The 6,756-nt window shown below is 60.0% G+C and carries 5 protein-coding genes; 3 read left to right on the top strand and 2 right to left on the bottom strand.

The genetic code is table 11. The annotated features are described in order from the left end of the window. The coding region (locus ACW9HX_RS14295) for a hypothetical protein (protein WP_457381104.1) at nt 1-184 on the top strand (184 nt) is incomplete at its 5' end. Between the two features lie 73 nt (nt 185-257). Here the strand turns inward: ACW9HX_RS14295 and gltX are convergent. Continuing rightward, nucleotides 258-1,739 carry a glutamate--tRNA ligase gene (gene gltX / locus ACW9HX_RS14290; RefSeq protein ID WP_102621977.1) on the bottom strand — a complete coding sequence of 494 codons (1,482 nt, stop codon included), beginning with the start codon at nt 1,737-1,739 and terminating at the stop codon, nt 258-260. Between the two features lie 230 nt (nt 1,740-1,969). On the opposite strand from gltX, the gene ACW9HX_RS14285 reads away from it, so the two are divergent. Both ACW9HX_RS14285 and ACW9HX_RS14280 read left to right on the top strand, forming a co-directional pair. Beyond that, a complete protein-coding gene (locus tag ACW9HX_RS14285) occupies nt 1,970-3,019 on the top strand; it encodes an HlyD family secretion protein (RefSeq protein ID WP_457381103.1) in 1,050 nt (349 codons plus the stop codon). Nucleotides 3,020-3,068: 49 nt separating this feature from the next. Then, nucleotides 3,069-4,559, top strand: a complete 1,491-nt coding sequence (locus tag ACW9HX_RS14280) for an MDR family MFS transporter (RefSeq protein ID WP_457381105.1) — start codon at nt 3,069-3,071, stop codon at nt 4,557-4,559. A 113-nt stretch (nt 4,560-4,672) separates the two neighbouring features. Here the strand turns inward: ACW9HX_RS14280 and uvrB are convergent, their stop codons facing one another. Beyond that, nucleotides 4,673-6,688 (bottom strand): excinuclease ABC subunit UvrB, encoded by a 2,016-nt coding sequence (gene uvrB, locus ACW9HX_RS14275; protein WP_096821182.1) that lies wholly within the window; start codon nt 6,686-6,688, stop codon nt 4,673-4,675. Nucleotides 6,689-6,756: the final 68 nt, after the last annotated feature.

Genomic DNA, 6,756 nt, shown 5'->3' with positions numbered 1-6,756 from the left:
AACCGTCGACCTCTTGCATGCCATGCAAGCGCTCTCCCAGCTGAGCTATAGCCCCTCATCGTTGATGTCATCGCTGAGGACGGGGCGAATCTTAAGGGCGTATCGAAAGGCTGTCAAACTTATTTTTGAAAAAATTCAAAATTTTTTGTCGGCATTACAATCACTTACCGCCCTCCCCCCGTAAATTCGGGGGAAAACACCGAAGGACGGGATCAAAAGATCCTGACCTCCGGCGCGTCCTGCAGAGTCAAACGCAATCAGGCAATGGCGCCCAACAGCTTTTCCCACTCTTTGTTTTCTTTCTTCGACACGCCGCCCAGCAGGTCAATCGCCTGGCGCAGACGGAAACGGGTCAGGTCCGGCCCGAGGATTTCCATCGCATCGAGTACCGACACGGAGCTCGCCTGACCGGTGATTGCCGCGAACATCAGCGGCATCGCATCACGCAGCTTCAGCTCGAGGGATTCGACCACCGCCTGAATCGTCGCGGTAATACTGTCCTTCTCCCACTGACGCAGGCTTTCGAGCTTCCACAGGATCAACTGCATCAGTTGACGAACCTGATCACCCGAGAGCTTTTTCGACTCAAACAGCTTGGCATCCGGATTCACGCCACCGGCGAAGAAGAACCCGCCCAGCGGTGCAACCTGGCTGAACGTCTCGACGCGGCCCTGCACCAGCGGTGCGATCTTCATCATGTATTCGGAGTTGAACGCCCACTTCTGCACACGAGCAGCAAACTCTTCCACCGGAAGATCACGCAGCCACTGGCCGTTGAGCCACGACAGTTTCTCGATGTCGAAAATCGGCCCGCCCAGCGACACACGCTTGAGGTCGAAATTGTCGACCATTTCCTGCAGCGAAAACTTCTCGCGCTCGTCCGGCATCGACCAGCCCATGCGGCCCAGGTAGTTGAGCATCGCTTCCGGCATGAAACCCATGCGCTCGTAGAACGTCACCGAGGTCGGGTTCTTGCGCTTGGACAGCTTGCTCTTGTCCGGGTTACGCAGCAGCGGCATGTAGCACAGTTCCGGTTGTTCCCAGCCGAAGTATTCGTAAAGCAGGATCAGTTTCGGCGCCGACGGCAGCCACTCTTCACCGCGCAGCACGTGGGTGATGCCCATCAGGTGATCGTCGACCACGTTGGCCAGGAAGTACGTCGGCAGGCCATCGGTCTTCATCAGCACCTGCATGTCCATGCGATCCCACGGGATCTCGACGTCGCCACGCAGCATGTCCGGCACCACGCAGACGCCTTCGCTCGGCACCTTCATGCGGATCACGTGCGGCTCGCCGGCAGCCAGACGACGGGCGACTTCTTCCTTGGACAGCAGCAGCGCACGGCCGTCGTAGCGCGGGGTTTCGCCGCGAGCCATTTGCTCGGCGCGCATCTGGTCCAGTTCTTCAGCGGTGCAGAAGCACGGGAAGGCGTGGCCCATGTCGACCAGTTGCTGGCAGTACTTCTGATAGATATCGCCGCGTTCGCTTTGGCGATAAGGACCGTGCGGGCCACCGACGTCCGGGCCTTCGCTCCAGTCGATACCCAACCAGCGCAGAGCATCGAAGATCTGCTGTTCGGACTCGCGGGTCGAACGCAACTGATCGGTGTCTTCAATGCGCAGGATGAACTCACCGCCGTGCTGCTTGGCAAAGCAGTAGTTGAACAATGCGATGTAAGCGGTACCTACGTGGGGATCCCCGGTAGGCGATGGCGCGATGCGAGTGCGGACGGTGGTCATGGCATGTCTCGAAAAGAATGAAAAGCAAAGAACGATCAAGCGGCGAATGGTAACAGGCGACACCCGCCCCGCTCCAGCAGGCAGGGCATTTAAGCCAATTTTGCGTCTGTAACGCCCGGAGGCCGCGGTGAATGGCTGAATATCAGCGGACAGCATTTACCGTTCATCGGCTGTATGCCAGATTCGCCTGCTGATAACTTTCCTTACAATTCCTCGACTACAGTTTGCCCATGCCTGCCCAACTCAAGCGTCGCCTGTTCATTTTCCTGTTGCTCGTCCTGCTGATTGCCGGGGGCTTTTTTGCTCATTGGTTTTTCAAGGGGCGCTTTTATGAAAGCACCGACAACGCCTATGTCCAGGGTGAAATCACCCGCGTGTCGAGCCAGTTGAGCGCACGCATCGACGAAGTCCTGGTGCAGGACAACCAGCATGTGGAAAAAGGCCAGTTGCTGGTTCGTCTCGAAGGCGATGATTTTCGCCTCGCGGTCGATCGCGCCAACGCCGCCCTCGCCACCCGCGAAGCCGAGCGCCTGCAAGCCCAGAGCAAACTGACCCAGCAGGCCAGCCTGATCGCCGCCAGCGAAGCGCAAGTGGCAACCACGCAAGCGACGCTGGGCCGCTCGCAGATCGATCTGTCCCGCGCAGAAGCCCTGCGCAAACCCGGTTTCGTGTCCGAGGAGCGGGTCACCACCCTCTCCGCCGATAACCACATCGCCCGCTCGCAAGTGGCCAAGGCCCAGGCCGATGCGCAGAGTCAGCGCCAGCAAGTCAACGCGCTGACCGCCGAAATCAAGCGCCTCGACGCGCAGATCGCCAACGCCCGCGCCGACCTCGCCCAGGCCGAACTGAACCTGACCCGCAGCGAAATCCACGCACCGATCAGCGGCCTGATCGGCCAGCGCGCGGCCCGTAATGGCCAGATCATTCAGGCCGGCGCTTACTTGTTGTCGATCGTTCCGGACGAAGACATCTGGGTGCAGGCCAACTTCAAGGAAACCCAGATCGGCCATATGCTGCCGGGCCAGAAGGCCGAGCTGGTATTCGACGCCTACGGAGATACACCGATCGAAGCGCGTGTCGACAGCCTGTTCGCGGCCTCCGGCGCGCAGTTCAGTCTGTTGCCGCCGGACAACGCCACCGGCAACTTCACCAAGGTCGTACAGCGGATTCCGGTCAAGCTGACCTTCAAGGCCGATAACCCGCTGCACGGCAAAATCCGTCCGGGTATGTCGGTCACCGCCACCGTGAATATCAAAGACGCCCCAGACAATGGCCGGTGATCAACTGATCCGCCCGGTCGGCGAACCGACCCGGCGGGACTGGATCGCGGTGATGAGCGTGATGCTCGGCGCCTTCATGGCGGTGCTCGACATCCAGATCACCAACTCGTCGCTCAAGGATATTCAGGGCGCCCTGTCGGCGACGCTGGAAGAAGGCTCGTGGATTTCCACCTCCTATCTGGTGGCGGAAATCATCATGATCCCGCTGACCGCGTGGCTGGTGCAGCTGCTCTCGGCACGGCGGCTGGCGGTGTGGGTGTCGCTGGGGTTTCTGATTTCATCCTTGTTGTGTTCGATGGCCTGGAGCCTCGACAGCATGATCGTGTTCCGCGCCATGCAGGGCTTCACTGGCGGCGCGCTGATCCCGCTGGCCTTCACCCTGACCCTGATCAAACTCCCCGAACACCACCGCGCCAAAGGCATGGCGATGTTCGCCATGACCGCCACGTTCGCGCCCTCCATCGGCCCGACCCTCGGCGGCTGGCTCACCGAAAACTGGGGCTGGGAATACATCTTCTACATCAACATTCCGCCGGGGCTGATCATGATCGCCGGGCTGATGTACGGTCTGGAGAAGAAAGAAGCGCATTGGGAGCTGCTGAAAAGCACCGATTACACCGGCATTCTCACGCTGGGCATCGGCCTTGGTTGTTTGCAGGTCTTTCTTGAAGAAGGCCATCGCAAGGACTGGCTGGAATCGAGCCTGATCGTGACGCTGGGCAGCATCGCCCTGCTGAGCTTGATCACCTTTGTGATCGTGCAGATTTCCAAGCCCAACCCGCTGATCAACCTCGGCATCCTGCGCAATCGCAACTTCGGCCTGTCGAGCATTTCCAGCCTCGGCATGGGCGTCGGGCTGTACGGTTCGATCTACCTGCTGCCGCTGTATCTGGCGCAGATCCAGAATTACAACGCCTTGCAGATCGGCGAAGTGATCATGTGGATGGGCGTGCCGCAGCTGTTCCTGATTCCGCTGGTGCCGAAACTGATGAAGTTCGTGTCGCCCAAATGGCTGTGTACCTTGGGGTTCGGGCTGTTCGGATTGGCGAGTTTTTCATCCGGAGTACTGAACCCGGACTTTGCCGGGCCGCAGTTCAATCAGATCCAGATCATCCGTGCCCTCGGCCAGCCGTTGATCATGGTGACCATTTCGCTGATCGCCACCGCTTACATCCTGCCGCAGGACGCGGGCTCGGCCTCGAGCCTGTTCAACATCCTGCGCAACCTCGGCGGCGCCATCGGCATCGCCCTGCTCGCGACGTTGCTGGATGCGCGCACCAAGACCTACTTCGATTACTTGCGCGAAGCGGTGGTGCCTACCAATCCGCAGGTGGCCGAACGGCTGGCGTCGATGACCGATCGTTTCGGCAGTGACACGGCAGCGCTGGGGAAATTGAGCGAAATCGTGCATCAGCAGGCGCTGATCATGGCCTACAACGATGCGTTTCATTTTGTCGGGATTGCGCTGGGGATCAGCATGCTGGCGATCTTGCTGACCAAGAAGCTGCCGGCCGGCCTGAAGGCCGGCGAGGCACACTGAGACCGAGTGGCCCCAATCGCGAGCAGGCTCGCTCCCAAAGGAGATTTGTGAACGACACAGATCCAATGTGGGAGCGAGCCTGCTCGCGATGAGGCACTGTCAGGCAATGAAGATCAAACAGCCAAAAGTCGCTCACGCATTTTGGCAATCTCGTCGCGCATCTGCGCCGCCGCTTCGAACTCCAGGTCGCGGGCCAACTGGTACATCTTCTCTTCCAGTTGGCGAATGCGCTTGGTGATCTCGCTCGGCGAACGCAGTTCGGCTTCGTACTTGGCGTTTTCCTCGGCGGCCTTGGCCATGCCTTTGCGCTTTTTGCTGCGCGAACCGGGCACGGTGGCGCCTTCCATGATGTCGGCGACGTCCTTGAACACACCCTTCGGCGTGATGCCGTTGGCCAGGTTGAAGGCAATCTGTTTGTCGCGACGGCGCTCGGTTTCGCCGATGGCACGCTCCATCGAACCGGTCATGCGATCCGCGTAGAGAATCGCCCGGCCATTGAGGTTACGTGCCGCCCGGCCGATGGTCTGGATCAGCGAACGCTCGGAACGCAGGAAGCCTTCCTTGTCCGCATCGAGAATCGCCACCAGCGAGACTTCCGGCATGTCCAGGCCTTCGCGGAGCAGGTTGATCCCCACCAATACATCGAAAGTCCCCAGGCGCAGGTCGCGGATGATTTCGACCCGCTCGACCGTGTCGATGTCCGAGTGCAGATAACGCACTCGCACGCCGTGATCAGCCAGGTAATCGGTCAAGTCTTCGGCCATGCGCTTGGTCAGCGTGGTGACCAGCACCCGCTCTTCCACCGCTACACGCTTGGTGATTTCCGAAAGCAAATCGTCAACCTGGGTCAGCGCTGGACGCACTTCAACCTGCGGGTCGACCAGACCGGTCGGGCGTACCACTTGTTCGATCACTCGTCCGGCGTGCTCGGCTTCATAGTTGCCGGGCGTGGCCGAAACGAAAATGGTCTGCGGGCTCACCCCTTCCCATTCGTCGAAACGCATCGGCCGATTGTCCAGCGCCGACGGCAGACGGAAGCCATATTCCACCAGGGTTTCTTTCCGCGAACGGTCGCCCTTATACATCGCACCGACTTGCGGCACGCTGACGTGGGACTCGTCGATTACCAGCAAGGCGTCCGCCGGCAGGTAATCGTAGAGCGTCGGAGGCGCCGCACCGGCCGGGCGACCCGACAGATAGCGCGAGTAGTTTTCGATGCCGTTGCAGTAGCCGAGTTCGAGGATCATCTCCAGGTCAAACCGGGTGCGCTGTTCCAGTCGCTGGGCTTCCACCAGTTTGTTGTTGTTGCGCAGATATTCCAGGCGTTCCTGCAACTCGACCTTGATCCCCTCGATGGCGTCGAGCAGGGTTTCCCGGGGCGTCACATAGTGGCTCTTCGGGTAGAAGGTGAAGCGCGGCAACTTGCGGATGACTTCGCCGGTGAGCGGGTCGAACGCGGAAATGCTCTCCACTTCGTCATCAAACAACTCGATGCGGATCGCTTCGAGGTCGGATTCAGCCGGATAGATGTCGATCACATCACCGCGCACACGGAACGTCGCCCGGGCGAAATCCATGTCGTTGCGGGTGTATTGCAGGTCGGCCAGGCGTCGCACCAGCGCACGTTGATCGAGTTTGTCGCCGCGATCGACGTGCAACACCATTTTCAAATAGGTTTCCGGGCTGCCCAGACCGTAAATGCACGACACCGTAGTGACGATGATCGCGTCCTTGCGCTCCAGCAACGCCTTGGTCGCCGACAGACGCATCTGCTCGATGTGGTCGTTGATCGACGCATCCTTCTCGATGAAGGTGTCGGACGACGGCACATAGGCTTCAGGCTGGTAGTAGTCGTAGTAGGAAACGAAGTATTCGACGGCGTTGTTCGGGAAGAACGACTTGAACTCGCCGTACAACTGCGCGGCCAGGGTCTTGTTCGGCGCCAGTACCAGGGTCGGGCGCTGAACCTGGGCGATCACGTTGGCGATGCTGAAGGTCTTGCCCGAACCGGTCACACCGAGCAGGGTCTGGTGCGCCAGCCCGGCTTCGATGCCCTCGACCATCTGGCGAATGGCTTCAGGCTGATCGCCGGCAGGGTCGAATCGGGTGACGAGCTGGAATTCAGACATAAACACCTCTGGAATCGCGACGCTGCGGACAAACCGGAGCCCCACGAGAAAGACCGCAAACGACCGAT

It is taken from the genome of Pseudomonas sp. SDO52101_S400, from assembly GCF_054071635.1.
The sequence above is the reverse complement of the archived record's forward strand: the minus strand, read 5'-3'. Positions and strand labels throughout refer to the sequence as shown.